This window comes from Intrasporangium flavum (assembly GCF_001956915.1).
GTDB classification, from domain to species: domain Bacteria; phylum Actinomycetota; class Actinomycetes; order Actinomycetales; family Dermatophilaceae; genus Monashia; species Monashia flava.
Genome location: NZ_MLJO01000002.1, coordinates 128,255 through 154,566 on the forward strand (window position 1 = coordinate 128,255; position 26,312 = coordinate 154,566).

Genomic DNA, 26,312 nt, shown 5'->3' on the forward strand with positions numbered 1-26,312 from the left:
GGACGCGTCGGGACGCGTCGGGCACTTCTCCGACGCGTCCCGCCCCGTGCGTCGGACCCTCAGGACGCGTAGGGGATGCGCTCCCACGACAGGACGTGCTCGGCGCCCGGCCGGGTGACCGAGACCTTGAGGAAGTCCTTGTTGTTGCTCGACCCGTCGACGGTGACCCGGGTCAGGTTCGGGGCCGAGCCCTCGACGCCGTAGAAGTCGAGCCACTTCGACCCGGCCGCGAGCGGGTGGTCGGCGTTGTAGACGTGGCTGTCGCCGTTGAAGAGGTAGACCTCACCGTCGAAGTCGCGCGACTGCGCGACGAGCTCGCGCACGAGTGGCTGGAAGGCCGAGTCGTCGGCCCAGGTGACCTCGTAGGTCGGGTCGAACATGTCGGCCTGGGTGAAGAGGGCCACCGCGCGGTCGTGGCGCTGGCGGGCCGAGGCGAACGCCTTGCGCACCTGTGCGACTGCGGCGTCCATGCGGGCGCGCTCCTCGGCGGCCTGCTCCGGGGTCGGGCTCGAGAAGCCGAGCTCGGGCCAGGGGAGCAGCCCGTTGTTGCTGCCGACGACGTGCAGCGTCGCCAGCTCGACGCCTTGGCGGCGCAGGGAGACGTTCTCCGGGAAGCCCTGTGCTGCTTGGGAGTCCACGGTCATCGGGTCGGCGCTGAGGGTCTGTCCCGGCGTGGGGAAGAACGTCCGGCGGACCGCGGCCAGGCGCTCGAGCGGGTTGTACGTGCCGTTGTTGGTGCGGTGACAGTCGGTCCACTCGTTGTCGCCCGGGGTGTAGAGCAGCGGCATCGTGAACCGGTCGAACTGCGTGCGGACCATGTCGAAGTACTCGTCGGTGCACTGCGAGGAGCCGTTCTTGATGTCGCCGACGTGGATGGTGAAGGCCAGCCCCGGCGTGGCGTCGATCTGGTCGACCCAGCGGGGGAAGGCCGCGACCTGGGCGTCGCCGTACGGCACGTCGCCGATGACGGCGAAGGAGAAGTGGCCGTCCTTGCCCTGGCCCGGCGGGACGTCGGAGGTGGGTGCGGCGGCCGCCGCCACGGCCGGGATCGCGAGGAGGGCGGCGGCGACGGCCGCGACGACGGGGGTGCGGGAGATGTGCATGACTGTTGTTCTCCCGCAAGGCGGCCCGGGCCGCCACCAACGCCGCGTGAACGTCAGACGTCGAGTCGGGCCAGCGTCGCCACCATGAGCGCCTTGATCGTGTGCATCCGGTTCTCGGCCTGGTCGAACACGACCGACGCGGCGGACTCGAAGACGTCGTCGGTCACCTCGAGCTCCTTGAGCCCGAACTGCTGGTGGACGTCCTGGCCGACCTTCGTGTCGAGGTCGTGGAAGGCGGGCAGGCAGTGCATGAACCTGACCTGCGGGTTGCCCGTCGCCGCAAGCAGATCCGCGTTCACCTGGTAGGGGCTCAGCTGCTCGATGCGCTCGGCCCACACCTCCTTGGGCTCGCCCATCGAGACCCAGACGTCGGTGTGCACGAAGTCGACGCCGCGCACGCCCTCGGCGACGTCCTCGGTCAGGGTGACCCGGGCGCCGGTCTCGTCGGCGTAGCGGCGGGCGATGGCAACGACGGCGTCCGAGGGCCACAGCGCGCGCGGGGCCACGATGCGCACGTCCATGCCGAGCATCGCGCCGGTGACGAGCAGCGAGTTGCCCATGTTGAAGCGGGCGTCGCCGACGAACGCGAAGGCGATCTCGCCGTCCGGCTTGCCGCCGCCGTGCTCGCGCATCGTCAGGGCGTCGCACAGCGACTGCGTCGGGTGCCAGTCGTCGGTGAGGCCGTTCCACACCGGCACGCCGGCGTAGGCCCCGAGGGTCTCGACGACGTCGTGGCCGGCCCCGCGGTACTCGATGCCGTCGTAGAACCGGCCGAGGACGCGCGCGGTGTCCTTGGCCGACTCCTTGTGGCCGATCTGCGAGCCGCTCGGGTCGAGGTAGGTCGTGCTCGCGCCCTGGTCGGCGGCCGCGACCTCGAACGCGCAGCGGGTGCGCGTCGACGTCTTCTCGAAGACGAGCGCGATGTTGAGCCCGGTGAGGTGGCGCGGCTCGCGGCGCTCGCGCTTGGCGGCCTTGAGGTTCGCCGCGAGGTCGAGCAGCGCCCGGAACTCGGCGGGCGTCAGGTCGGTCTCCTTGAGCAGGGAGCGTCCGTAGAGGGCGTCGAGCGTCATGGACCGATGTTTCCAGCCCGGGGCCGGGTGCGGCAAAGCGGTCTCAGGTCAGCTGGCGCCACGCATCGCGGACGCGCTCGACCGCGGCCCGCGCGAGGAGGGGTGCGGCGACGTTCACGCCGTTGCCGACGCAGAGCACGACGTCGTCGAGCCGGTGCGTGCCCGGGCGGCCGGCGTGGGCGGCCCACCCGTCGCGGACCCGACGCAGCTGCTCGACGCCGAGGAACGGCGACGGCTCGTCAGGCTGGTAGCGCGCGCCGAGCGGGTAGTCGCGGCCGGGACGGCTGGTCATCTCGACGTGGCAGCCGAGCACGTGCCGCACGCCGTGCTCCTCGGCGAAGGCGACGAGCCGGTCGAGCGAGGCCGCCATGGCATCCGGGTCCTCGACGTAGAGCCGGCCCGGGTAGACGGTGTCGCCGGTGTGCAGCAGCCCGGTCGCGCGGTCGTGGAAGGCGACCGACGCCGCGTGGTGGCCGGGGATCGCCAGCACGTCGACGACGCGCCCGCCGAGGTCGAAGGGTGCCGACGCGTCGGGCGTGGGGGACGCGTCGGTCAGGGATGCGTCGGGTGCGTCGGGTGCGTCGGGTGCGGCGGGTGCGGCGGACGCGTCCGGCGCGGTGAGGCCGAAGAACGCGTGGACCGACGCGGCGTCGTGGGCGACGACCGTCGTGCGCGGGCGGTCGGCGAAGGCGGCGTCGCCCGCGACGTGGTCGCCGTGGGAGTGGCTGTGCGCGACGACGAGGTCGATGCCGCCGAGCTCTTCGGAGCGCGTCCACGCGTCGACCTGCTCGTCGACGACCGCGCGCAGGCCCGCGCCAGGGACCGCGCCGGTGTCGACGAGGAGGGCGCGCTCGCGGCCGAGGAGCAGCAGGACGAACGGCGCCTCGTAGGTGAGGTCCTTGCTCTGGCGCACGAGAACCGTTCCGGCAGCGAGCTGCTCGACCTGGTGGTCGGGGTCGGTGCGGTGGCGGCGGGAGCGCGAGCCGTGGATCCAGCGGTGGCTCGTGTCGAGGGGGAGGGGTTCGGGCATGCGGCTGATTCTGGTGGGTGGTGCGGGTTGGGGGCATCTCTATTCGGGCTGAGGACACGACGCGGTGCGGGGGACGGGGAGACCGGCGGTCGCCCCGGTCTCGGTCGCGTGGACGGGCCGCGACGGCCGATTTCATCCCCGCCGGTCTCCTCCGGTAACCTCCCCCACGGAGGATTCGCATAGTGGCCTAGTGCGCACGATTGGAAATCGTGTTGGGATAAAACCCTCGGGGGTTCAAATCCCCCATCCTCCGCCAACGAGAACGGCCCGCATCGCACGCAGCGATGCGGGCCGTTCTCGCTGTCGGTGCCGGGCGGCAGACTTGCGCGGTGACCACCCACGCCTCGACCGGCCGCCCGCGCCTGTCCTCGTTCTGGCACGACCTGCCGCGCGAGGGCCGCTGGCTCATCTCCACCGTCCTCGTCCAGTCGATCGGCACCGGGCTCGTCCTGCCGTTCCTCGTCGTCTACCTCCACGAGGTCCGCGGCTTCCCGCTCGAGACCGTCGGTCTCCTCCTCGCCTTCCAGGCCGTCGTCGGCATCGTCGTCGTCACGCCCGCCGGCGCGCTCATCGACCGCATCGGCGCCCGTCTCGTCTACGCCAGCGCCCTGCTCGCCCTCCTCGTCGGCGACGTCGTCCTGGCCCTCGCCACGACGCTGCCGCAGGCGGTCCTCGCGCTGCTGTTCTTCGGCTACGGGTTCGGGGTCGTGTGGCCGGCGTCCAGCTCGCTCATCGGCTCGGTCGTGCCGAGCGAGCAGCGCCAGCGGTACTTCGGCATCAACTTCACCCTGCTCAACCTCGGCATCGGCATCGGCGGCATCGTCGGGGGCCGCTTCGTCGACGTCGCGCGGCCCGGCACCTTCGTCACGATCTACCTGCTCGACGCCGCCAGCTACCTGCTGCCGCTCGCGATCCTCCTCGGCCCGCTGCGCCGCGCCGGCGGCCGCGCGCCCGCCTCGCCCGACCACGATGCTGGCGAGCGCGTCTCCTACCGCAGACTGCTGCGCGACCCACGGCTGCGCGCCCTGCTCGGCCTCGGCGCCGTCGCCGCGATCGTCAGCTACCCGCAGCTCAACGTCGGCATGCCCGCGTACGCGCGCGCCGAGGGGCACGTGTCCACCGAGGCGCTGGGCTACGCGTTCGCCGCCAACACCGTCGTCATCGTGCTGCTCCAGCTGTTCGTCCTCCAGCGCATCGAGGGCCGACGCCGCACCCGCGTCACCGTCGTCATGGCCGCCACGTGGGCCGTCGCGTGGGCGCTGCTCGGGGCCACCTCGCTCGTGCCCGGCACGGTCGCGGCCACCGTCCTGCTCTGCGCCACCGCCGGCGTCTTCGGGCTCGGCGAGACGATGCTGCAGCCCACGAGCGCCGCCATGGTCAACGACCTCGCACCCGACCACCTCCGGGGCCGTTACAACGCGCTCAGCTCGCTGATGTTCTCCCTCGCCTTCGCCGGTGGTCCGGTCGTGGCCTCGTTCCTGGTCGGCCGCGGCCTCGGCTGGGTCTACATCGGCTTCCTCGTCGGCGGCTGCGTGCTGCTCGCCGCCATGGCCCTGCGCGTCGAACGACGCATCCCGCCGCACGTCAACGGGGTCCGCGAGCCCGACCCGCTCGTGGCCGCGACCACGTCGACGGGCACCCCGCCCGACCGGATTTCCGGCTGACCGACGCCCCGGCATACACTGGCGCCCGGCACCCCGCGTGGTGGTACCTCTCCGAACTCCCCCAGGGCAGGAATGCAGCAAGGGTAGGAGAGCTCTTCCAGGTACGCGGGGTGTCCCTTTTCCCCCGGTGGCGCGCCCCATCGAGTTGGCAAGGCGTCCCGCGCGTCACACCCGCATGGGACTGGTCACACCCGCATGGGGCTGGAGTGACGGGGCGCTCACTCGATGAAGGGGTGGGTCAGGGTGGGGGAGCGGTGGTGCTGCCGACGCGGAGCGTCACGGGCTGGGTCACGCTGCGGACGCGTCGGCCCTCGAGGCGCCGACGGACGAGGTCGCCGAGCACCCGCCCCTTCTCGCGCCCCCGCTGGTCCATCGTCGTGAGCCGGTGCGGGAGCCACGGCAGGTCGACGCCGTCGAACCCGGTGACCGACAGGTCGGCCGGCACGCGCAGGCCCAGCTCCTCGGCGGCGATGACGACGCCGGCGGCGATGACGTCGGACTGGCACACGACCGCGGTCGGACGCCTCCCGGCCGGGCGGTCGAGCAGCAGGCGCCCCATGGCGATCCCGCCCTCGACCGAGGAGCCGTCGCCCGTCTGCACCGCTTCGGCGCCGGGACCGAACACGTCGCGGAACCCGATGAGACGCCCGGTCGAGGGGATCGTGACGTCCTTGGCCGACACCTCGGTGTCCGGCACGGCACCGGCGACGCTGCGGTAGGTCAGTGGCATCGCGACGTGGGCGACGCGTCGGTGGCCGAGCTCGCGCACGTGGCGGGCCACCTCGGCTCCGGCCGCGCGCTCGTCGACGCGCACCTGGGTGACGCGCCGGTCGCCGGGCACGCCGGTGCTGAACATCGGGATGCCGCGCGAGGCCAGGTGCCCGACCGCCGGGTGCTCGCCCGGGCCGCACAGCGAGAAGACGACGGCGTCGAGGGCCAGGCCCGACAGCTGCTGGACGACGGTGTCGAGGTCGTCGGTCGGCTGGCCGAGCAGGAGCATCCCGGTGGGGACCGACTCGAGCACCTCGGCGAGGCCGTCGAGGACGGCGATGCCGAAGGGGTCGCGGAACGCCGTGCGCAGCCGGCCCTCGACGAGCACGCCCACCGCGCCGGCCCGCCCCTGGCGCAGCGACGACGCGAGGGGGTTCGGCCCGGTGAAGCCGAGAGCGGCTGCGGCCTCGCGCACCCGGATGGCGGTGGCCTCGGCGACCGGGCCCTTGCCGCTGAAGACGAGCGACGCGGTCGAGACTGAGACGCCGGCGCGCTCGGCGACGTCGCGGAGCGTCGGGCGGGCTTGACCGGGGGGCGTCATGGGAGGCATGCTATCGAAACGATTCGACTCGAATCGTTTCGACCATCAACGCGAGAGAAATGAGAGGCTGGGCCGATGGCCGGCGTCGCCACCCCCGAGCTGAGCGTCGTGCGCACCGCGCGCACGGCGGTGTTCACGGCCTTCGCGATCAACGGCGCGGCTTTCGCGGCGTTCGCCTCCCGCGTGCCCGACCTGAAGCACGAGCTCGCGCTCTCCGCAGGCCAGCTCGGCCTGACGCTGCTCGCCGCCTCGCTCGGCTCGGTCATCGGCCTGCCGCTGTCCGGCTGGATCGTCCACCACCTCGGAGCGGCGCGCACCCTGCTCGGCGCGGCCACCGTGCAGGCCGTCGGCTTCGTCGGCGTCGGCCTCGGCGTCACCGTCCTGCAGGAGCGCGCGGTCGTCATGGCCGGGCTCTTCCTCGTCGGCATGGGTGCCGGCGTCTTCGACGTCGGCATGAACCTCGAGGGCGCCTCGGTGGAGCGGCTGCTCGGCCGCGCGATCATGCCGCACTTCCACGCGGCCTTCAGTGGTGGCACGGTCGTCAGCGCCCTCGTCGGGGCCGGCCTGTCGGCCCTGCACGTCTCGATACTCGCCCACCTGCTCGGCGTCGTCGTGCTGCTGCTCGTCATCACCCCGTGGTTCCTGCGGGCCTTCCTGCCCCGCTCCGTCGAGGTGGACGAGCACGGCGAGGAGGTCAAGGAAAAGGCCGGCATCGCCGCGGCCTGGCGCGAGCCGCGCACCCTGCTCATCGGCGTCGTCGTGCTCGCCGCCGCCTTCACCGAGGGCACCGCCAACGACTGGGTCGGCGTCGCGCTGTCGGAGGGCTACGGCCTCGAGCGCTGGGTCGGGGTCATCGGCTTCGCCGTCTTCCTCAGCGCCATGACCGCCGGGCGGATCCTCGGCACCCGCTTCCTCGACGCGAAGGGCCGACTGCCCGTGCTCCGCGTCCTGTTCGTGTCGGCGGTCGTCGGCTGCGCCCTCGTCGTCTTCGGCGGCCCCGTGCTCGCCTTCGTCGGCGCCGCGATCTGGGGCGTCGGGGCGAGCCTCGGCTTCCCCGTCGGCATGAGCGCTGCCGCCGACGACCCCCGCCGCGCCGCCGCCCGCATGAGCGTCGTGTCGACGATCGGCTACACCGCGTTCCTGGCCGGGCCCCCGCTGCTCGGCTTCCTCGGCGACCACGTGGGCGTGCTGCACTCGCTGCTCGTCGTCGGGGTGCTGTGCGGGGTGGCGCTCCTCGCGCTGCCCGCCGTCCGTGAGCCCGAGCAGCAGCGGGTCGACGCCCGCAGCTGAGCCAAACGCGTGGCCACGACCTGCACGGGAAGTGCGCCGTGGCGGAGTTGGCGCGGGGTTCTGGGGTCGGATCGCGCCGGAAGTGCGCCCTGGCGGAGTTGGCGCGGGGTTCTGGCGGGGCCGCCGGTCAGAAGTACTCGGTGATGTACGGGGTCGCGGCGAAGATCGCGTCGAGGGCGGCGTCGGTGTCGGGGGACCCGCCGTCGAGCAGGCCGGCGAGGCGCAGCCGCGAGGCCGACCACCCGCACCACAGCGCCGCGAGGCCGCGCGCGTCGACGCAGGACACCGACGCGTCGGCGCCGCCTGACCCCATGGCGCCACCCGACGCGTCGGGTGCGGCCTCGGCGACGCGGGTGGCCGTCCCGGACCCGCCGTCGACGGCGAGACGCCACCGACCGGCGTTGGCCGGCGCGTCGGGGTCGGCGACGTCGAGCTCGACCGCGGCCGACGTGTGGGTCGCGAAGCCGCGTCCGGCGAACGCGGGGGCGAGGTCGATGACGCGAGCCATCCACGGCACCTGCGTGACCGAGGCCTCGGGCAGGCCGGCGAGCGCCAGCATGACCGGGTCGCGCGGGTCGAGGTAGGTGTGCACGGTCGGGACGGCCGAGGAGCCCGAGCCGACGACGCCCCAGAGAGCCGCGGCCGTGGCCGCGTCGGCGGCGACGAGGTGCTCCACGGTGGCGGCCTCTCCCGACAGGTCGTAGACGACGAAACCGGTCGGCTCGCCGGACCCGGCGTCGTGGCCGGCGACGTAGGTGATGAGCGTCTGCTCCTCGAGCATCCGGCGGAACACCTCGGCGCGCGGCACCATCGGCCCGCTCTGCCCGTGGCGCGCCTGGGCCGTCCGCGTCAGGACGGTGAGGGTGTCGGCGTCCTCGGGCGTCGCGGGGCGGACGCGCCGACCGTCGGCCGCTGAGCCGAGTGCGCGGACGAGGTGCGACGGGAAGGTGGTCCGCGACTGCACGCCACCGACCTCGTAGCCCGAGCGCCGGTAGAGGGCGGGGGCGGTGGGGAAGAGGCAGGACACGACGTCGCCGAGCTCGCCCATCCGGGCGACGAGGGCCCGCGTCAACGTGGTCGCGACGCCGCGGCCGCGCGCGCTCGGCTCGACGTAGACCCCGGCGACGCCACCCATCGACAGGTGCCGCCCGCCCCACGCCTGCTCGAACGGCCGGATGCGCCCCGCGCCGACCACGGCGCCGTCACCGTCGGTGACGACGACCATCCGCCCGCCGAGCGTCTCGGCCGCGACGCGGTCCCACCAGTCGGTGCCGCCGATGCCGAGCGGCCCGAAGGAGCGGTTGCGGATGCGGAGGACGGCCGCCAGGTCGTCGCGGGTGGCGTCGCGGGTGCGCAGGTCGGTCATGCGCCCGAACCTAACGACTGCCGGCGGGCACGGGCGACCGGGTTGTCAGGCGCGGTGCAGGTAGGTGAGCCGCCGCACCTTCGAGACCGCCCAGGCCAGGACCCCGTAGACGAGCCAGCCGATGACCGACAGCCACGTGTACCGGCCGGCCTTGGTCAGCACGGCGATGAGCGAGCCGAGCACGACGACGGTGAGCGCCGGCACGGCGTACCAGGCGATGACCATCTGCGGGCGCAGCACGAACGTCGGCGACCCGCGGAACGCCGCCAGCACGTTGCCCGCGGCCACGAGGACGAGCACGAGCCACAGCGAGAGCACCGCGCTGGCCGGCAGCGAGCCGATCGCGGCGGCGACGGCCGACCAGCAGCCGAGCACGAGGGCCGTCAGGACGGTCGGGACCGTCGCGTGCGCCACCGCCTCGGTGACCTCGCCGGTGCCGAGCAGCGACGGCGTGCCGACGTTGTCGGCCTGCAGGCGCAGGCCCTCTGCCCAGGCGCCGAAACCGAGGTAGAGCGGGAGCAGGCCGATCGTCGCCGCGATGCTCGGGGCCGCCGGCTGCGTGAACGCCCACGTGACGATCGCGCCGCCCAGGAGGGTCAGCCCCAGGCCCGAGAGGAACGCGCCCGGCGTGCGGCGCAGGCCGATGACGTCGCGGCGCACGAGCACCCCGAACGGGCGGCCGGGCCTGAGCCGGGCGCTGCGGCCGTGCCGCACCGGACGCGTCAGGGCCAGGCGCGCGGTGCGCAGGTTGCCGGTGAGCGCCGACCCGGCCATCGTCGAGGTGTTGGCCGAGTGGGTGCGCAGCGACTCGGCGTGCAGCTCGCGCAGCGCGTCGGGGACCCGCCACAGCAGGCTGAGGCCGCGGTCGGGGCCGGGCCACGAGCGCACCTGCGACCAGAGCCACAGCCGCGAGGCGAGCACCCCGAGCACGGTGCCCGAGAGCGTCGTCACGACCATCGTCACGATCCCGCCGAGGTGCGCGAACGCGAGGCCGGCACCGATCGTCAGGCCGCTCAGCGCCCCGACGAAGAGGCCGCCGATCGCGGCGTAGCGCCACCAGCGACGCAGGGCGAGCGACCGGTCGAGCGGGGCCTGGAGCACGAGGTCGATCCACGGCATCGGCGGCACCACCGGGCCGCGGAACCGGCCGGCGAACACGACGGCACCGAGCAGCGCGGCGACCGACGCCACGAGCAGGGCGATGGCCTCCGGCGAGCGCAGCTGCCGGCCGAGCGAGCTCGCGTCGGAGGTGCGGAAGACGGTCTGCACGATCGGCAGGCCGTAGACAAGCGCGCCGAGGAACAGGACGTAGCCGGCGTAGAGGCCCTGCTGGCGCGCCTTGCGGGCGGCCTCGCCGCCGATGACCCAGTCGGCTTGGCCGAGGAGGTCGTGGTCGTCGTAGTCGACGGTGTCGTGCTCGAGGTGGCCGGCCGTGTCGTCGATGTCGTCGGGGGTGCTCATCGCGGGTCCGGTCAGCGTGCCGGGACGATGTCGACGACGCGGGTCGCGAGCGACTGAGTCAGCTCGGGGTCGTGGCAGGCCATGACGACGGTGGTGCCTGCCTCGATCCGGTCGCGGATGAGGTCGGCGACGACCTGGCGCTTGGCCGTGTCGAGCCGCTGCTCGGGCTCGTCGAGGAGCACGACGCTCGCCGGGCGCGAGAAGGTCAGGGCGAGGCGGAAGAGCTGTTCCTGACCGGACGACAGCTCGTGCGGGAACCGGTCGTCGAGGTGGGCGATGCCGAAGCGCTCGAGCAGGGTCAGGCTGCGATCGTCGGACGTCACGGGCTCGCCGCCCCACGTCGAGTCGATGAGCACGAGGTGGTCGACGAGCGTCAGGTCGCGGTAGGTCGTCGGAGCCCCGAGCAGGGCCGCGACGGCGGCGCGCACCGCCCGGTCGCGTTCGTCGGCCTCGCGGCCGCCAATCGTCGCCGTGCCCGTGGTGGGCACGAGCAGGCCGCCGATGATCCGCAGCAGGGTCGTCTTGCCCGACCCGTTGGGCCCGCGCAGCACGATGCACTCGCCGGGGTCGGCGTGCACGTCCGTCGCGAGCAGGAGCGTCGTGTCGTCGATCGTCTTGCTGACGCCCTCCGCACGGACCTCGCCGGTCAGCACCGCGACCGCAGCCATCTGCACCCGTCCCTTCGCCAGAACCCTGTCGAGGCCACCGTATGCCGCGGCCCGGCGCCGACGCCGCCCGGGCGGCTCCGGCGCGGGCGCCGCTCAGCCCTGCTGCGGCACCGGCGGGCCCGCCACGAGCGCCACGGCGGTCAGCGCGAGCACGGCGGCGACGCCGACCCCGACCGCGACGCCCGGTCGCGCGAGGAGCGTGGCGACGACGCGTTCGGCCGGCGTCACGGGCTGCTCGCCGTCACGGCCGAGGCGCCAGCCGCCCTCGAGGCGTCCGCGCCGCTCGAGGCGCCGCTCCCACCAGATGGTCAGGAACGGCGGCACGGCGCTGAGCAGGCCGAGCGCGGCCTCGCGCAGGGTCCACCGCTGGTTGACCCAGAGCAGGAGCGTCACGAGGCAGAAGGCGATGAAGACGACCCCGTGTGCCAGGCCGAAGACGCGGACGCCGAGGTCGGTCGTGCGGGTCACGTACTTGAGGACCATGCCGAGCAGCAGCAGGGCCCACGTGACCACCTCCGCGGCGGCGAGGCGTCGGTAGAGGGTGCGAGGGGTCATGCGGCGTCTCCTACGTCGTGTCGTACTGGAGCGCCCAGTGTGCCAAACCCGTAGGTAGCGCGATCGCCCGCACCTGTGTCACTGCCCCGCTGGGTGGGGCACTGACGCAGGTGGCGTGTCCCGACGGTGCTGCTCGGTGCCCTCTACGTCACTGCCCCGCTGAATGGCTCACTGGCTGGATGGGGCGCTGACGGCGGACGTCGTGCTCGAGGGTGTCCTCAGCCGGTGCGCCGGGCCAGCGTCAGCGCGAAGTCGCCCGCGGCGTCGGTCCACGTGCGCTCGACGTCGAAGCCCGCGGCCCCGAGCTCGGCGGCGAGCCGTTCGGGCCGGAACTTCGTCGAGATCTCGACGCGGATCTCCTCGCCGTGCGCGAGGTCGAAGACGAGGTCGGCCCCCGGCACCGTGACCCGCTGCGGCATGTCGGCCCGCAGCCGCAGGTCCATCCGCTCCTGGCGCGGGTCCCAGAACGGGACGTAGGAGAACGCGTCGACGTCGAAGTCGGCGCCGAGCTCGCGGTTGAGCACGTGGAGACAGTTGGTGACGAAGGCCGCCGTGACGCCCTGGCTGTCGTCGTAGGCGGCGATGAGCCGGTCGGTGCTCTTGACGAGGTCGGTGCCGAGGAGGAACCAGTCGCCGGGCTCGAGGCTGTCGGCGAGGGCCCCGAGGAACGCCGCGCGCTCCTCGACGTAGAAGTTGCCGATGGTGCCACCGAGGAACGCGACGAGGCGCCGGCCCCCGCGCGGCAGGTGGCCCAGGTGCAGGGTGAAGTCGCCGACGAGGGCCTCGACGCGCAGGCCCGGATAGCGCTCGCAGAGCATCGCCGCGGCGTCGCGCAGCGTCTGCTCGGACACGTCGACCGGCACGAACCGCTCGAGGTGCCCGACCGAGGTGAACGCGTCGAGGAGCGTGCGGGTCTTGTCGCTCGTGCCGCTGCCGAGCTCGACGACGGTGGTGGCGTCGCAGGCCCGGACGATGTCGGCGGCGTGGTCGCGCAGGATCTCGCGCTCGCGCTCGGTGGGGTAGTACTCCGGCAGCCGGGTGATCTCGTCGAAGAGGCCCGAGCCGGCGTCGTCGTAGAGCCACTTGGGCGGCAGGGTCCGCGGCTGCGAGCCGAGCCCGCGCCGGACGTCGGCGACGAGGGAGCCGGAGGCCCAGTCGGGGTCGAGGGCCACGGTGACGACGGGCTCCTGCCCGCCCCGAGCGTCGGCGGCGCTCACCGCACGCCCCCGTCGGCGAGGCGGACGCCGGACAGCGCCCAGCGCGAACCGGGCGGGAAGAAGTTGCGGTAGGTGGCGCGGGCGTGTCCCGGCGGGGTCAGCGCGCAGCCGCCGCGCAGCACCATCTGCCCCGACATGAACTTGCCGTTGTACTCGCCGATGGCGCCGGCCGGCGGGTGGTAGCCGGGGTAGGCCAGGTAGGCCGAGGACGTCCACTCCCAGCAGTCGCCGTACACCTGGCGCAGGTGCCCGGTGGACGGGCCGGCCGCGCGCGGGTGGAAGGTCACGGTGTCGGCGAGGTTGGCGGCCGCGTCGGCGCGTGACGCGTCGGTGCCGGACGCGTCGGTGCCGGACGCGTCGGCCTGGCCGTCGGCGACCACGGCGTGCTCCCACTCGACCTCGGTGGGCAGGCGCTTGCCGGCCCACGTGGCGTACGCGTCGGCCTCGTAGTGGCTGACGTGGCTGACCGGCAGGCCCGGGTTGACCGGCCACGTGCCGCTCAGGGTGTGCTCGAACCAGATGCCGTCGACCTCGGTCCAGTAGAACGGCGCCCGCCAGCCCTCGGCCCGCACCCGGCCCCAGCCGTCGGAGAGCCAGAGCTCGTGCCGGTCGTAGCCACCGTCGGCCATGAACCGCAGCCACTCGCCGTTGGTGACGAGCCGGTCGGCGAGCCGGTACGGCTCGAGCCAGGCCTGGTGCAGCGGCAGCTCGTTGTCGAAGGAGAACCCTCCGCCGCGGTGGCCGATCTCGACGAGGCCGCCCTCGACGTCGACCCAGCCGAGCGCGTCGGGCTCGGAGTCGGGGCTGGGGGTGCCGGCGTAGGCCGGCTGGAGCGGGTTGAGCGACAGCACGTGCTTGATGTCCATGAGGAGCAGCTCCTGGTGCTGCTGCTCGTGGTGGAAGCCGAGCTCGATGGTGGAGGTGAGCTTCTCGAGGGCGCCGCCGTCGAGGGTCTGCACGAGGTCGCGCATGCGTGCGTCGACGTTGTCGCGGTAGAGGCCGACGTCGTGGGCGCCGGGGCGGCTGATGAGGCCGCGGTTCGGGCGCGCGTAGCGGGGGCCGACACCCTCGTAATAGCTGTTGAAGAGGAACCAGTAGCGGTCCTGGTAGGGCGTGAACGACGGCTCGTGGTCGGCGAGTACGAAGGTCTCGAAGAACCACGTGACGTGCGCCCGGTGCCACTTCGTCGGCGAGACGTCGGGCATCGACTGGACGGTCTGGTCCTCGGGGGACAGCGGAGCGGCCAGCGCCTCGGTGTGGGCGCGGACCTCGTCGTAGCGGGCCACGATCGTGTCGGCGTCCCACTCGTGCACGGCTGTCGGGTCGGGTGTCGGATCGGACATCGTGTGACCTCTTCCTGGCGGTCGCTGACGGCGCTGGTTGCACCCGGACCTGAACGCCTTCGACCCTAGGTCGGCCCGCCGACAGCCACCACCCCGTTGCGGGACGCGCGGCCAACCGTAAGGACCTGTTCACCGGGCAGACCGGCGTCGGTCCGGACGGTTAGGGTTCCGTGCATGGCCACCGCCCTGTACCGCCGCTACCGGCCCGAGAGCTTCGCCGACGTCATCGGCCAGGAGCACGTCACCGAGCCGCTCATGCAGGCGCTGCGCACGGGCCGGGTCAACCACGCCTACCTCTTCAGCGGCCCGCGCGGCTGCGGCAAGACCACGAGCGCCCGCATCCTGGCCCGCTGCCTCAACTGCGAGGAGGGCCCGACGCCGACCCCGTGCGGCACCTGCCAGTCGTGCGTGGCGCTCGCGCGCGGCGGCACCGGCAGCGTCGACGTCATCGAGATCGACGCGGCCAGCCACGGTGGCGTCGACGACGCCCGCGACCTGCGCGAACGCGCGTCGTACGGCCCCGCGCAGAGCCGGTTCAAGATCTACATCATCGACGAGGCGCACATGGTGACGCCGCAGGGCTTCAACGCGCTGCTCAAGATCGTCGAGGAGCCGCCCGAGCACGTGAAGTTCGTGTTCGCCACGACCGAGCCCGAGAAGGTCATCGGCACGATCCGCTCGCGCACGCACCACTACCCGTTCCGGCTCGTCCCGCCGGCCAAGCTCACCGCCTACATGGAGCGCCTGCTCGAGTCCGAGCACGTCGCGACCCAGCCGGGGGTGCTCAGCTTCGTCACGCGCGCGGGCGGCGGCTCGGTCCGCGACTCCCTGTCGGTGCTCGACCAGCTCATCGCCGGCTCGGGTCCCGAGGGGCTGACCTACGACGGCGCGGTGTCGCTGCTCGGGTTCACCGACGGCGAGCTGCTCGACAGCACCATCGACGCGCTCGCGGCCGGCGACGGCGCGGCCACCTTCCGCCAGGTCGACAAGGTCATCGAGTCGGGCCACGACCCCCGCCGGTTCATCGAGGACCTCCTCGAGCGACTGCGCGACCTCATCGTCGTCGCCGCGGTGCAGGAGGGTGCGGCGCAGGTGCTGCGTGGCGTCCCGGAGGACCAGCTCGAGCGGATGCGCGTGCAGCAGTCCGCCTTCGGCCCCGGGGCCTTGTCCCGCGCGGCCGACATCGTCAACACCGGCCTCACCGAGATGACCGGCGCCACCGCGCCCCGCATGCAGCTCGAGCTCATCTGCGCGCGCATCCTGCTGCCGGCCTCGTCGGGCGAGCAGGGCTACGCCGCACGCCTCGACCGCCTCGAGCGTCGCCTCGAGGTCGGCGGCGTGCCGACCGCCGCCCGCGCCGATGCGCCGGCACCCCCGGCCCTCGCGGCCCCGCCGCGCACCGTCTCCGACTACACACCCCCGTCGAGCGGCGCGACCTCTGGTCCGTCCCTGCCCGCCGGCGGCATGGGCGGGGGTGGCCGCAGCAGCGGCGTCGACCTCGGCGCCTCCGCCGGGGCTCCCGCATCCGCTCCCGCCTCCGCGTCCGCCTCCGCGCCCGCCTCCGGGCCGTCGATGGCGGGGCCGGGTGACGCCGGACGCGTCGACGCCGCCCGCGCCGAGGTGGGCGCGCCCCCGGTGGTCGCGCCGGCCGAGTCCGTCGGGGGTCCGTCGGCCGTCGAGGAGGCGCAGCGCGGCCCCGGGCACTCCACGCCCGGCGCGTCGGCGCCCGAGGTCGTCCACGACCCGTCCCGCGGTGTCGCGCACGCGCACGGCGAGAGCCCTGCGGCTTCGTCGTCGGAGGTCTCCGCAGCCGACGCGGCCCCGAGCGGCGGCATGGACACCGACGCCATCCGCCGGGCGTGGCCCAACGTCCTCGGCCGCATCTTCACGATGCGCCGCATCACGTGGACCTTCGTCTCGCAGAACGCCCAGGTCACTGCCTTCGACGGGCGCACCCTGACCCTCGGCATCGCGACCGCCGGCCTCACGACCACCTTCCGCTCGGGCAACCACGCCGAGATCGTCCGCCAGGCGCTCATCGACGAGCTCGGCGTCGACGCCCTCGTCGACGGCGTCCACGTGGCCGAGGTGTCGCAGCAGGCTCCCGTGGCCCCGCCCGCGGGTTCGGTTCCGCCCCCGCCCGACGAGGCTCCCGCAGGGGGCGGCGACGCTCCGGACGGGGCCGGTGGCTCCGCCGGCGCTAACCCCGCTGCGGCACAGGGCGTTCCGGGCAACGACGGCCCCGGTGCCTCCGCCGCGCGCCCGTCCTGGGGTGACGCCGGCGCCGGGCACGACGCCGGGGCCGCGGGGGGTGCCGCGGGCGGTGCCTCCGGTGGCGGCCAGGGCGGTCAGGGCGGCTCGGGCGGTGCCGCGCCGAGCGCCCGCCTCGCCGACGCCGGCCTCAGCCCGGTGTCCGGCCGCTCGCTCGAGGACAACGCCGGCTGGGGGAGCGTCTCGGGCCCGCCGCCCGACTGGGCCACCGGTCCTGCCGGCGACCCGTCGACCGGCGCGCCGTCCGCAGCGTCCCCGGCCGCGGGCGCCACGGCCACCGCCGTGGCCGCGCCTCCGGTGGGTGCGCCGAGCTCGCCGAGCCAGCCGCAGGCCGCAGCCAGCCCGTCCGCCGACTCCGCCCCGGCGGCGCCGACGGCCACTGCGCTGCGGGGGGCCAGCGCCGCCCGCGCCGCGTTCGCCGAGGCGAGGTCGGCGAGTGCCCGTCGCGCGACCACGGGTGCCGACGACGAGCCCGCCCCCGCACCCCTCACCGACGACTCCGCGGTGAGCGACGACGACGAGGACATCGTCGTGTCCGGCGACATCGGCCGGTCGGTCATCGAGAAGGTGCTCGGCGGCCGGGTCGTCCAGGAGATCGAGGACTAGCCTGGCGACGAGCACGGCGAGCACGGCGAGCCCGACGCGCGTCGGCGGCCGAGCCGGACGCGCCCGGCCCGGCGGTCAGCGCGACAGGCCGAGCTCCCGGGTCAGTCGCGGGACCACGGCGGCGAGCGTCGGGTCGAGCGCGCCGCGCGAGATGACCGACAGCCGCACCGGCAGGTCGACCCGGCACGCGAGCACCCGGTCGTCAGGGCCGGCCGAGCGTCGGGCCGCGCTCGAGGGCAGCACGGCGACGGTGCCGCGCTGTCGCGCCATGTCGACGGCCACCGGCGCCGTCGCGGCGTAGCGGGTGGTGCCCCCGAGCGCGGCGACCCGCTCGGCGATGAGGGGCCCGGAGTTGTCCCACGCCGTGTACACGACGTCGAGGTCGCGGAACGGCCGCGCGCCGCGTCGAGGCCCGTCGACGCCGCTCGGCACGAACGTCACGAGGCGATCGGTGCCGAGCCGCGTGGCCACGACGTGCCTCGGCAGCTGCATCTGCTCGGCCACCCCCACGACCGCCGCGTCGAGGCTGCCCTCGTCGACGTAGGCGACCATCTCGCGGCCGTGGTAGACGATCTGGCGCACCTGCACCTCGTCGCCGATCAAGGTGTCGAGCACGGGGAAGAGGTAGGCCGACAGCCCCGCGAACGTGCCGATGCGCAGGGTTCGGGCCCGCGCGGCGGAGCGGACGTTGGGGAAGACCTGCTCGAGGTGGCCGAGGATGTGCTCGGCCTGGCGCACCAGCTCCGCCCCGGCAGGGGTGGCCGTGGATCCGGTGGTGTCCCGGACGAACAGGGCTGTGCCACAGCGGCGCTCGAGCCGGGCGAGCCGTTGCGACAGGGCCGGCTGGCTCACGAGCAGCTCGCGGGCCGCGGATCCGAGCGACCGGGTGCGGTGCAGCGTCACGACGAGACGCAGGTCGTCGATGTCGGGCACCGCAGCCAATGAGGCCATAGACCTACCTTATGACCTGCGCCCAAGGGTGGGCGTCTACCGGCGCCGTGGCGTCCCCGGGAGGCTCGACGCATGGGTCCCAGACGTGCCATCGCCGTGGTCCTCGCCTCCAACGCGGTCGAGTACCTCGCCTTCCGGTTCACCCAGGTCGCCCTGCCCGTCGTCGTCGTCCAGCAGCTCGGGTCGGCATCGACGGCGGGGCTCGTCGCCGGCGCCTCGGGCGTGCCGGTGCTCCTGTCGCCGTGGTGGGCCCGACGCCTCCGGTCCCGCGTGGTCGACGGCCGCGGCCTCGCCGTCGTGGCGCTCTGCCAGGCGGGGGCGCTCGCGCTCGTGCCGCTCGCCGTCGCGGTCGGCCTGCTGCACCCCGTGCTCCTGCTCGCGGTCGGACTCGTCGTCGGTGCCGGGGACGCCCTCGCCGCGCCGGGCCGCACCGCGCTGCTCGGAGACCTCGGCGACCGGCTCGGCGAGGCCACTGCGACGCGCGCCGTGACGTGGGACGACGCGTCGCGCCGGGCCACCATGGTCGCCGGTCCCGCGCTGGCCGGCCTCGGCGTCCACGCCGGGCTCGTCGACGCGATGCTGTGGGTCGAGGCGGCCGGGCTCGTGCTCTCGGCCGTCGTCGTGCGCCGCGTCGTGCTCGACCACTCCTCGGAACCGGCGTCCCGACCCGTGGACACCGCTGACGCCCCCGTCGGCACGCGCGGCACGCCCGACGCGCCCGGCATCCTCGAGTCGGTGCGCGCCCACCCGCACGTCGTCCGCGGCTGGGTCATGCGCGGCACGAGCTGCCTGCTGTGGTTCGCCTTCGTCCTCGGGCTGGCCGTCGCCGGCGAGCGCTCGGGCGAGCCGGGCGTCCTCTACGCGTGGGGCCTGTCGGCGTACGGGATCGGCTCGCTCGTCACGACCGTCGTCGTCGCGCACCGCCCGCTCGCGGGCCGCCCGCTGCGACTGGCCACCCTGGCCTGGGTCGGGCAGGGCGCGGCCTTCGCGGCCATGGGTCTGCTCCAGTCGCCCCTCGGCGTGGCGGCCACCGCGGCGGCCGCCGGCCTCGTGACGGTCGTGGGCATCCGGGCCATCACCCAGGTGATCCTCACGCAGACCCAGGGCCCGGCCCGGCGGTCGGCACTCGCCGGCCAGGCCGTCGTCGTCAACGCGACCTCCGCCCTCGGGCTTCTCGTCGGCGGTGTCGTCATCGACCACGTCGGGGTGGGGCCGACGCTCGTGGGATCAGGTGTCGTCACGGCGCTCGTCGCCCTCGCGGCGGGCTCGTTCCGGGCGCCGACGCCGGGTACTCCTTCGCATACGGGAAGAGTCGGGATTCGGACATCGCGATGACCTGACCGGCGGTAGGTTCGGAGCGTGACCTTCGAGGTTGCGGCCGACGCCTACAACCGCTTCATGGGGCGCTACTCGGGGCCGCTCGCCGTCCGCTTCGCGGACTGGGCCGGGGTCGGCACCGAGCCGGTCCGCGCGCTCGACGTCGGCTGCGGGCCGGGAGCCCTGACCCGGGTGCTCGTCGACCGTCTCGGCGTCGACGCCGTGTCCGCGGTCGACCCGTCGCAGCCGTTCCTCGCCGCGCTGCGCCACGAGTACCCGACCCTCGACGTGCAGGTCGGCGGGGCCGAGCAGCTGCCCTACCCGGACGACCTCTTCGACGTCGTCCTCGCCCAGCTCGTCGTGCACTTCATGGCCGACCCCGTCGGGGGGCTGCGCGAGATGGCCCGGGTGGCGCGACCGGGCGGCACGGTGGCCGCGTGCGTCTGGGACCACGCCGGCGGGGGTGGACCCCTGGCGCTCTTCTGGCGGGCCGTCGCCGACCTCGACCCCGAGGCCAGGGGCGAGGGTGACCTGCCCGGCGCGTCGGAGGGCAGCCTCGCCCTCCTCTTCGACGAGGCCGGGCTCACCGGCATCGAGGACACCGCGCTCACGGTCCCGGTGCGGCACGCGACGTTCGAGGAGTGGTGGGAGCCGTACACGCTCGGCGTCGGCCCGGCCGGCGACTACGTCCGCTCGCTGACGCCCGAGCGACGCGACGCCCTGCGCGGGCGGTGCCGCGAGCTCGCGCCCGAGGCGCCCTTCCACGTGCTCGCGACCGCGTGGGCCGTACGGGCCCGCGCCTGAGGCGTCCACGGGCTGGTCGCCCAGGGGGTCGCGAGCGGTCGTGACCGGCGGGTAGCCCTACAGTTGGCGCATGTTCTACAGCCTCGGGCGCAACCTGCTGTACCCGCTGTCCCACGCGCTGTACCGGCCCACCATCGAGGGCAAGGAGAACATCCCGCGTGAGGGCGGGGTCATCGTCGCGAGCAACCACCTGTCGTTCATCGACTCCTTCGCCATCCCGCTCGCCTCGCCCCGGCAGGTGCGCTTCCTCGCCAAGGAGGAGTACTGGACCGGCCCCGGTGTCGGCGGCTTCCTGCGCAAGGGCTTCTTCAGCGCCGTCGGGATGGTGCCCGTCAACCGCCACTCGCCGACGGCCGCGCAGGAGAGCCTCGACGCCGCGCTCGAGGTGCTCAAGAACGGCGACGCGTTCGGCATCTACCCCGAGGGCACGCGCTCGCGCGACGGTCGCCTGTACCGCGGCCGCACCGGCGTCGCCTGGCTCGCGCTGACCGCCCGCGTGCCGGTCGTGCCGGTCGGGTTGATCGGCACCGAGGACATCCAGCCGGTGGGCGCGAGCTTCCCCCGTCTGGCCAAGGTCACGGTGCGCTTCGGCGAGCCGATCCCGGTCGAGGAGTACCAGGGCATGCCGGCCGGCAAGGCCCGGCGCCTGCTCACCGACCGCGTCATGGAGGCGATCGCCGCCCTGTCCGGCCAGGAGCGCGCCGACACCTATAACGAGGTCCCGGGCGGCGAGCCGACGGTCTGACGCGGGGCGGGGCCGCCCCGACCGGGGCTCGTCCTCATGCAGGTGCTGTAGCCCGTCTACGGCATCTGCACGTTGCAGATGCGACCGTGTCGCATCTAGCGTGGCCCTCGTGACCGCAGCGACCACGACCCGCCGCCCCGTGCGCGCCCGCCTCGCCGCACGCGTCGGGCCGCAGGAGCGTCGGAGCATCGCCGGGATGGCGGTGTTCGTCGCCCTGCTGCACGTCGTCGGCTGGGGCCTGCTCGTGTTCCTCGTCGCACCGGCCGAGTACCGCGTCGCCGGGCAGCTGTTCGGCGTCGGGCTCGGGGTCACCGCCTACACGCTCGGCATGCGGCACGCCTTCGACGCCGACCACATCGCCGCCATCGACAACACGACGCGCAAGCTCATGGCCGAGGGCCAGCGCCCGATGAGCGTCGGCTTCTGGTTCAGCCTCGGCCACAGCTCGGTCGTCTTCGTCATGGTCATGCTGCTCGCGGCCGGCATCCGCGCCCTCGCCGGCGCCCTCACCGACGACGGTTCGACGCTCCAGCAGGTCACCGGCGTCTGGGGCACCACGGTGTCCGGCGTCTTCCTCCTGCTCATCGGCCTGGTCAACCTCGCCGCCCTCGTCGGCATCCTCAAGGTGTTCCGCCGGATGCGCGCTGGGCACTTCGACGAGGCGGAGCTCGAGCGGCAGCTGGACAAGCGCGGCTTCCTCAACCGGATCCTCGGCCGCGTGACGCGCACGGTCACCAAGCCGTGGCACATGTACCCGGTCGGGCTGCTCTTCGGCCTGGGCTTCGACACCGTCACCGAGGTGGGGCTGCTCGTCATCGCCGGAGGTGCCGCCGCGGCCGCCCTGCCCTGGTACGCCGTGCTCGTCCTGCCGGTGCTCTTCGCCGCCGGCATGTCGCTGCTCGACTCGATCGACGGCACCTTCATGAACGTCGCGTACGGGTGGGCCTTCAGCCGACCGGTCCGCAAGATCTACTACAACATCACCGTCACCGCCCTGTCGGTCGCGGTGGCCCTCGTCATCGGCGTCATCGAGCTCGTCGGGCTGCTCGCCGACAAGCTCGGCATCACTGAAGGCCCGCTCGCCTGGATCGCCTCGATCGACCTCGGCGACATCGGCTTCTGGATCGTCGGGCTCTTCGTCGTCACCTGGCTCGTCGCGGTCGCGATCTGGCGGTACGGGCGCATCGAGCAGCGCTGGGAGGCCTCGCTCGCCGACTGACGCGTCCGCCCGACGCGTCCCGCCGCCCGACCTCCGACCCGAAGTCCGCCATGGCGCCGTTCCAGTCGCGTTTCGACGCGTCACGCCACCGGAAGTGCGCCATGGCGCAGTTCCAGCGGGGCTCGGGGTCAGGCGGGACCGATGCCGGTCGCGGCCGCGCGGGCGGCTCGCAGGTGGGGGAGGGCTGCCTCGAGCGAGTCCGCGGTCGCGGTGAGGCAGATGCGGAACCAGCCCGGCGTCTCGAAGATCGCCCCCGGCATGACGAGGACACCGCGGTCGGCGAGGTCCCCGACGAACGACTCGTCGTCGGGCGCGGGCGAGCGCACCCAGAGGTAGAAGGTGCCCTCCGGCGTCGCGACCTCGTACCCGGCGTCCCGGAGCCCGGCCACGGTGCGGTCGCGCTTGGCCTCGAGGCCGGCGATGTCGTGCGAGAGCTGCTCGAGCCGCGGCGTCGCGTGCTGCATGACGGCGTTCGGGAAGAGCCAGCCGGCAGCGATCTGCATCATGTCGACGGCCTCGAGCAGCTCCTCCCGGCCCGCGATGCCCGGCGGCACGGCGAGGTAGCCCAGGCGTTGGCCGGGTGCGAGCAGCGTCTTGCCGTACGAGTAGCAGATCGCGGTCTGTTCGTAGAACTCCGCCGGGCTGTGGAACTCGTTGCCGGAGAACACGATCCGGTTGTACGGCTCGTCCGACACGATCCAGATCCGCCGGCCGTGCCGTGCCGACGCGTCGTCGAGCAGCCGCGCCAGGGCACGCAGCGTGTCGGGGGAGTAGATGCGTCCGGTGGGGTTGTTCGGCGAGTTGACGATGACGATGCGGGTGCGCTCGGTGATGGCCGACGCGATGGCGTCGAGGTCGAGGTCGAAGCTCGGTTCGCGGGCCTTGACCTTGACCGGCACGAGCCCGGCCTCGAGGGCGAGCGGCTCGTAGAGGAACCACGGCGGCAGCGTGTAGACGACCTCCTCGCCCGGGTCGGCGAGCACCTTCATGGCCACGGTGATGGCGCCGAACCCGCCGGTCGTCATCCGCAGATCGCCCGCGGTCCAGCCGAGCGGCACGACCCGCTCGAGCGAGGCCGCGGCCGCCTCCTGGGCGCCCACCTCGCTCTGCTTGTAGGCGAACCACAGCTCGTCGCGGGGCACGGCCGCCTCGCGCAGGGCCTCGACGTACTCCGCCGTCTGGACCTCGTGCGGGTCGCCGAAGGTGAGGTCGAGGACACCGGGCTCGAGGCGTCGCTCGGCGTAGCCCGACCGCATCCGGAAGTCGAACATCTTGCGGAAGGGGACCGCGGCCTGCACCCGCGCGGCGCGCGTCGACGTCGCTGTGAGCCCGTGACCGTCCCGGCCCGAGCCGGGGCCTGCTGGCTGCTCGCCCATCGTCCTCCCTCGGACGTGCGGATCGACCCGTCCACGGTACGCGCGGGCTGCCACGCGCGTCCGCGGTTCGGTGACCGCGGGCGTCACCGGTCGGGCTTAGGGTTGCGGTGTGTACGAAGGCGCGGTGCAGGACCTCATCGACGAGCTCGGACGGCTCCCCGGCGTGGGGCCCAAGAGCGCCCAGCGCATCGCCTTCCACCTGCTGCAGGCCGACTCCGAGGACGTCACGCGTCTCGTCACGGCGCTCACCGAGGTCAAGGCGCGCGTCCGCTTCTGCGAGGTGTGCGGCAACGTCGCGCAGGCCGAGCGCTGCCGCATCTGCGCCGACCCGCGTCGCGACCAGACCTCCATCTGCGTCGTCGAGGAGCCCAAGGACGTCGTGGCCATCGAGCGCACCCGCGAGTTCCGCGGCACCTACCACGTGCTCGGCGGCGCCATCAGCCCGATCGACGGCATCGGGCCCGACGACCTGCGCGTCCGCGAGCTCATGACCCGCCTCGCCTCCGGGGAGGTCGAGGAGGTCATCATCGCCACCGACCCCAACCTCGAGGGCGAGGCCACGGCCACCTACCTGAGCCGCCTGCTGCGCGACGTCGGCGTCACGGTCACCCGCCTCGCCTCCGGGCTGCCCGTCGGTGGCGACCTCGAGTACGCCGACGAGGTCACCCTAGGGCGCGCCTTCGAAGGTCGCCGACGCGTCGACGCGTGAGCCCCCGCCGCGCCGACGCGTGAGTCTCCGGAGTGTCCTCGCGTGAGCGTCCCGGGCATCGACGCGTGAGGGTCCGAAGCGTCGGTGCCCCGGTCCCGACGGCGTCGACCCATGCGGCATGCTGGTGCCCATGAGCACGGAGCCGGGGACCGCCGCCACCGCAGACCACGAGGCAGACCACGAGATCGACGACCTCGCCGGCCTCGCCGACCTCACGGCGGCCGAGGCCAGCGCCTTCCTCACGTCGGTCACCGAGGTGGCCTCGGGCAGCTCGCCCGACACCGCCCTGCCGATCCTGACGCTGGCCCTGTCGCAGGTGCTCGTCGCGGGTGCGCGGCTCGGCGCGATCCAGGACGTCGTGCCCGAGGAGCGGTTCGAGCCGGACGCCACCGACGACGACGCCGACCCGCTGCGCACCGGCCTGGCCAACGTCTTCGCCGGCATCGACGACTACGTCTACGTCATCGACCCCATCACCTCGTCCGACCGGGCCGACGGCTCGATCACCAACGACCTCGTCGACGTCGCGGTGGCCCTGAGCCACGGCCTCAAGCACTACGCGACGGGCCGACGCGTCGAGGCGCTGTGGTGGTGGCAGTTCAGCTACCTGTCCGAGTGGGGCGACCGCGCCATGACGGCCCTGCGCGCGCTCCAGTCGATCCTGTCGCACCTGCGTCTCGACGTCGACGACGAGACCGTCGGCGAGGCCGAGTTCGACGCGCTGCACCCGTGACGCGTCGCGCCCTCCGCTGACGGCTCGCGTGGCCCTCGGACGGGCCGCGGTCGCACCCTTCCGGAACCGCAGATCCTCCGGTCGTCGGGGGCCTGCGGCGGACGTCTCACGATGACGACCGGCCGGCGGCCGGACGGCCCCTCCCGCCTACACTCGGGGTGCCCTGTCAGCGAGCAGAACCGGAGCCCCAGGTGAGCATCGTCGTCCAGAAGTACGGGGGGTCGTCCGTGTCCGACGCCGAGGCCATCAAGCGCGTGGCCCGGCGCATCGTCGAGACGCAGAAGGCCGGCCACTCGGTCTGTGTCGTCGTCTCGGCCATGGGCGACACGACGGACGAGCTCATGGACCTCGCCGAGCAGGTCACGCCGACGCCGCCGGCCCGCGAGCTCGACATGCTGCTCACCTCGGGCGAGCGCATCTCGATGGCCCTCGTCGCGATGGCCATCGCGCAGCTCGGCGCGGAGGCGCGGTCCTTCACCGGCAGCCAGGCCGGCGTCATCACCGACGACGCGCACGGCGCCGCCCGCATCATCGACGTGACGCCGGGGCGCATCCAGAGCGCCCTCGAGGCGGGTCACATCGCCATCGTCGCCGGCTTCCAGGGCGTCAGCCAGACGACGAAGGACATCACGACGCTCGGCCGCGGCGGCTCCGACACCACGGCCGTCGCGCTCGCCGCGGCCCTCGGCGCCGACGTCTGCGAGATCTACACCGACGTCGACGGCGTCTTCACCGCCGACCCCCGCATCCTGCCGAGCGCCCGCAAGCTCGACGTGCTGTCGATGGAGGAGATGCTCGACCTCGCCGCCAACGGCAGCAAGATCCTGCACCTGCGCTGCGTCGAGTACGCCCGCCGCTACGGCATCCCGATCCACGTCCGTTCCTCGTGGTCGCAGAAGGCGGGCACGTGGGTCAAGGACAACCCCTACGAAGGAGAAGGCGCTGTGGAAGCTCCGATCATCGCCGGCATCGCCCACGACCGCAGCGAGGCCAAGATCACCATCGTCGGGGTGCCCGACCGGGTCGGCGTCGCCGCCAAGATCTTCGGCGCGATCGCCGAGGCCGGCATCAACATCGACATGATCGTGCAGAACGTGTCGGCGGCCGAGACGGCCAAGACCGACATCTCCTTCACGCTGCCGCAGGCCGACGGCGCCCGGGGCATGCAGGTGCTCCAGGCGATCAGGCACGAGGTCGAGTACCAGGACCTCCGCCTCGACGACAAGATCGGCAAGATCGCCCTCGTCGGCGCCGGCATGAAGAGCCACCCGGGCGTCTCGGCGAAGTTCTTCGGCGCGCTCGCCGAGGCCGGCATCAACATCGAGATGATCTCGACCTCCGAGATCCGCGTCTCGGCCGTGACCCGCGCCGAGCAGCTCGACGACGCCGTCCGCGCCGTGCACACGGCCTTCGGCCTCGACTCCGCCGACGAGGCCATCGTCTACGGCGGCACCGGCCGCTGAGGCTCGACGGCTGAGAGGTCGGCCACTCGGGTCGAGGTG

22 protein-coding genes, 1 tRNA gene and 1 other RNA gene are annotated in these 26,312 nt (G+C 73.6%); 12 read left to right on the forward strand and 12 right to left on the reverse strand.

The window, feature by feature from the left end; translation table 11 throughout:
* Positions 1-59: 59 nt before the first annotated feature.
* The 3 genes from BIV28_RS01490 to BIV28_RS01500 are packed head-to-tail and all read right to left on the reverse strand — an operon-like array spanning position 60 to position 3,203.
* A complete protein-coding gene (locus tag BIV28_RS01490; protein WP_076258681.1) occupies positions 60-1,103 on the reverse strand; it encodes a metallophosphoesterase in 1,044 nt (347 codons plus the stop codon).
* A 53-nt stretch (positions 1,104-1,156) separates the two neighbouring features.
* The gene (argF, locus tag BIV28_RS01495) at positions 1,157-2,173 is read right to left on the reverse strand and encodes an ornithine carbamoyltransferase (RefSeq protein ID WP_076258682.1); all 1,017 of its coding nucleotides are present in this window, start codon (positions 2,171-2,173) and stop codon (positions 1,157-1,159) included.
* Between the two features lie 43 nt (positions 2,174-2,216).
* Entirely contained in the window at positions 2,217-3,203 is a 987-nt protein-coding gene (locus BIV28_RS01500) for an MBL fold metallo-hydrolase (protein WP_076258684.1), read from the reverse strand.
* 168 nt (positions 3,204-3,371) lie between these two features.
* Here BIV28_RS01500 and BIV28_RS01505 point away from each other — a divergent pair.
* The 3 genes from BIV28_RS01505 (at position 3,372) to ffs (ending at position 4,988) form a co-directional block, all read left to right on the forward strand.
* Positions 3,372-3,459: transfer RNA gene (locus BIV28_RS01505), tRNA-Ser, on the forward strand.
* A 73-nt stretch (positions 3,460-3,532) separates the two neighbouring features.
* A complete protein-coding gene (locus tag BIV28_RS01510) occupies positions 3,533-4,867 on the forward strand; it encodes an MFS transporter (RefSeq protein ID WP_076258685.1) in 1,335 nt (444 codons plus the stop codon).
* A 24-nt stretch (positions 4,868-4,891) separates the two neighbouring features.
* Positions 4,892-4,988, forward strand: an RNA gene (gene ffs, locus BIV28_RS01515) — signal recognition particle sRNA small type.
* 117 nt (positions 4,989-5,105) lie between these two features.
* Here the strand turns inward: ffs and BIV28_RS01520 are convergent.
* Positions 5,106-6,179, reverse strand: coding sequence for a LacI family DNA-binding transcriptional regulator (locus tag BIV28_RS01520; protein ID WP_083706942.1), 1,074 nt, complete (start codon positions 6,177-6,179; stop codon positions 5,106-5,108).
* 75 nt (positions 6,180-6,254) lie between these two features.
* Here BIV28_RS01520 and BIV28_RS01525 point away from each other — a divergent pair, with 75 nt between their 5' ends.
* Positions 6,255-7,469, forward strand: coding sequence for an MFS transporter (locus BIV28_RS01525; protein ID WP_076258689.1), 1,215 nt, complete (start codon positions 6,255-6,257; stop codon positions 7,467-7,469).
* A gap of 127 nt (positions 7,470-7,596) precedes the next feature.
* Here BIV28_RS01525 and BIV28_RS01530 read toward each other — a convergent pair whose 3' ends face one another.
* The 6 genes from BIV28_RS01530 to egtB all read right to left on the reverse strand — a co-directional run bounded on the left by BIV28_RS01530 (position 7,597) and on the right by egtB (position 14,079).
* Positions 7,597-8,835 (reverse strand): GNAT family N-acetyltransferase, encoded by a 1,239-nt coding sequence (locus BIV28_RS01530; protein ID WP_076258690.1) that lies wholly within the window; start codon positions 8,833-8,835, stop codon positions 7,597-7,599.
* 45 nt (positions 8,836-8,880) lie between these two features.
* Positions 8,881-10,296 (reverse strand): hypothetical protein, encoded by a 1,416-nt coding sequence (locus BIV28_RS01535; RefSeq protein WP_076258692.1) that lies wholly within the window; start codon positions 10,294-10,296, stop codon positions 8,881-8,883.
* Positions 10,297-10,307: 11 nt separating this feature from the next.
* Positions 10,308-10,964, reverse strand: coding sequence for an ABC transporter ATP-binding protein (locus tag BIV28_RS01540; protein ID WP_076258694.1), 657 nt, complete (start codon positions 10,962-10,964; stop codon positions 10,308-10,310).
* Between the two features lie 93 nt (positions 10,965-11,057).
* Positions 11,058-11,519, reverse strand: coding sequence for a DUF3817 domain-containing protein (locus tag BIV28_RS01545; RefSeq protein WP_076258695.1), 462 nt, complete (start codon positions 11,517-11,519; stop codon positions 11,058-11,060).
* 218 nt (positions 11,520-11,737) lie between these two features.
* Positions 11,738-12,736: an L-histidine N(alpha)-methyltransferase gene (gene egtD, locus BIV28_RS01550; protein WP_076258697.1), complete on the reverse strand. Its 999-nt coding sequence runs from the start codon at positions 12,734-12,736 to the stop codon at positions 11,738-11,740.
* A complete protein-coding gene (gene egtB / locus BIV28_RS01555) occupies positions 12,733-14,079 on the reverse strand; it encodes an ergothioneine biosynthesis protein EgtB (RefSeq protein ID WP_076258699.1) in 1,347 nt (448 codons plus the stop codon). Before egtB ends, egtD begins: the two co-directional genes overlap by 4 nt.
* A 174-nt stretch (positions 14,080-14,253) precedes the next feature.
* On the opposite strand from egtB, the gene BIV28_RS01560 reads away from it, so the two are divergent.
* Complete coding sequence (locus BIV28_RS01560) at positions 14,254-16,956, forward strand: DNA polymerase III subunit gamma and tau (protein WP_076258701.1); 2,703 nt, start codon at positions 14,254-14,256, stop codon at positions 16,954-16,956.
* Between the two features lie 75 nt (positions 16,957-17,031).
* Here BIV28_RS01560 and BIV28_RS01565 read toward each other — a convergent pair whose 3' ends face one another.
* Positions 17,032-17,907 (reverse strand): LysR family transcriptional regulator, encoded by an 876-nt coding sequence (locus tag BIV28_RS01565; RefSeq protein ID WP_083706943.1) that lies wholly within the window; start codon positions 17,905-17,907, stop codon positions 17,032-17,034.
* A 72-nt stretch (positions 17,908-17,979) separates the two neighbouring features.
* Here BIV28_RS01565 and BIV28_RS01570 point away from each other — a divergent pair, with 72 nt between their 5' ends.
* The 4 genes from BIV28_RS01570 (at position 17,980) to nicT (ending at position 21,992) form a co-directional block, all read left to right on the forward strand.
* On the forward strand, positions 17,980-19,242 hold the full coding sequence (locus BIV28_RS01570; RefSeq protein ID WP_207555697.1) for an MFS transporter: 1,263 nt from the start codon (positions 17,980-17,982) through the stop codon (positions 19,240-19,242).
* A 24-nt stretch (positions 19,243-19,266) separates the two neighbouring features.
* Complete coding sequence (locus tag BIV28_RS01575; protein WP_076258707.1) at positions 19,267-20,028, forward strand: class I SAM-dependent methyltransferase; 762 nt, start codon at positions 19,267-19,269, stop codon at positions 20,026-20,028.
* A gap of 70 nt (positions 20,029-20,098) precedes the next feature.
* On the forward strand, positions 20,099-20,773 hold the full coding sequence (locus tag BIV28_RS01580; protein WP_076258709.1) for a lysophospholipid acyltransferase family protein: 675 nt from the start codon (positions 20,099-20,101) through the stop codon (positions 20,771-20,773).
* 109 nt (positions 20,774-20,882) lie between these two features.
* The gene (gene nicT / locus BIV28_RS01585) at positions 20,883-21,992 is read left to right on the forward strand and encodes a Nickel transporter NicT (RefSeq protein WP_242652715.1); all 1,110 of its coding nucleotides are present in this window, start codon (positions 20,883-20,885) and stop codon (positions 21,990-21,992) included.
* A gap of 128 nt (positions 21,993-22,120) precedes the next feature.
* On the opposite strand, the gene BIV28_RS01590 is transcribed toward nicT, so the two are convergent.
* Positions 22,121-23,368: an aminotransferase class I/II-fold pyridoxal phosphate-dependent enzyme gene (locus BIV28_RS01590; RefSeq protein WP_076258710.1), complete on the reverse strand. Its 1,248-nt coding sequence runs from the start codon at positions 23,366-23,368 to the stop codon at positions 22,121-22,123.
* Positions 23,369-23,477: 109 nt separating this feature from the next.
* Between BIV28_RS01590 and recR the strand changes: the two genes are divergently transcribed.
* The 3 genes from recR to BIV28_RS01605 all read left to right on the forward strand — a co-directional run bounded on the left by recR (position 23,478) and on the right by BIV28_RS01605 (position 26,273).
* Positions 23,478-24,077, forward strand: coding sequence for a recombination mediator RecR (gene recR / locus BIV28_RS01595; RefSeq protein ID WP_076258712.1), 600 nt, complete (start codon positions 23,478-23,480; stop codon positions 24,075-24,077).
* 130 nt (positions 24,078-24,207) lie between these two features.
* The gene (locus tag BIV28_RS01600) at positions 24,208-24,810 is read left to right on the forward strand and encodes a DUF5063 domain-containing protein (RefSeq protein WP_076258759.1); all 603 of its coding nucleotides are present in this window, start codon (positions 24,208-24,210) and stop codon (positions 24,808-24,810) included.
* Positions 24,811-25,001: 191 nt separating this feature from the next.
* Entirely contained in the window at positions 25,002-26,273 is a 1,272-nt protein-coding gene (locus BIV28_RS01605; protein WP_076258714.1) for an aspartate kinase, read from the forward strand.
* Positions 26,274-26,312 lie beyond the last annotated feature (39 nt).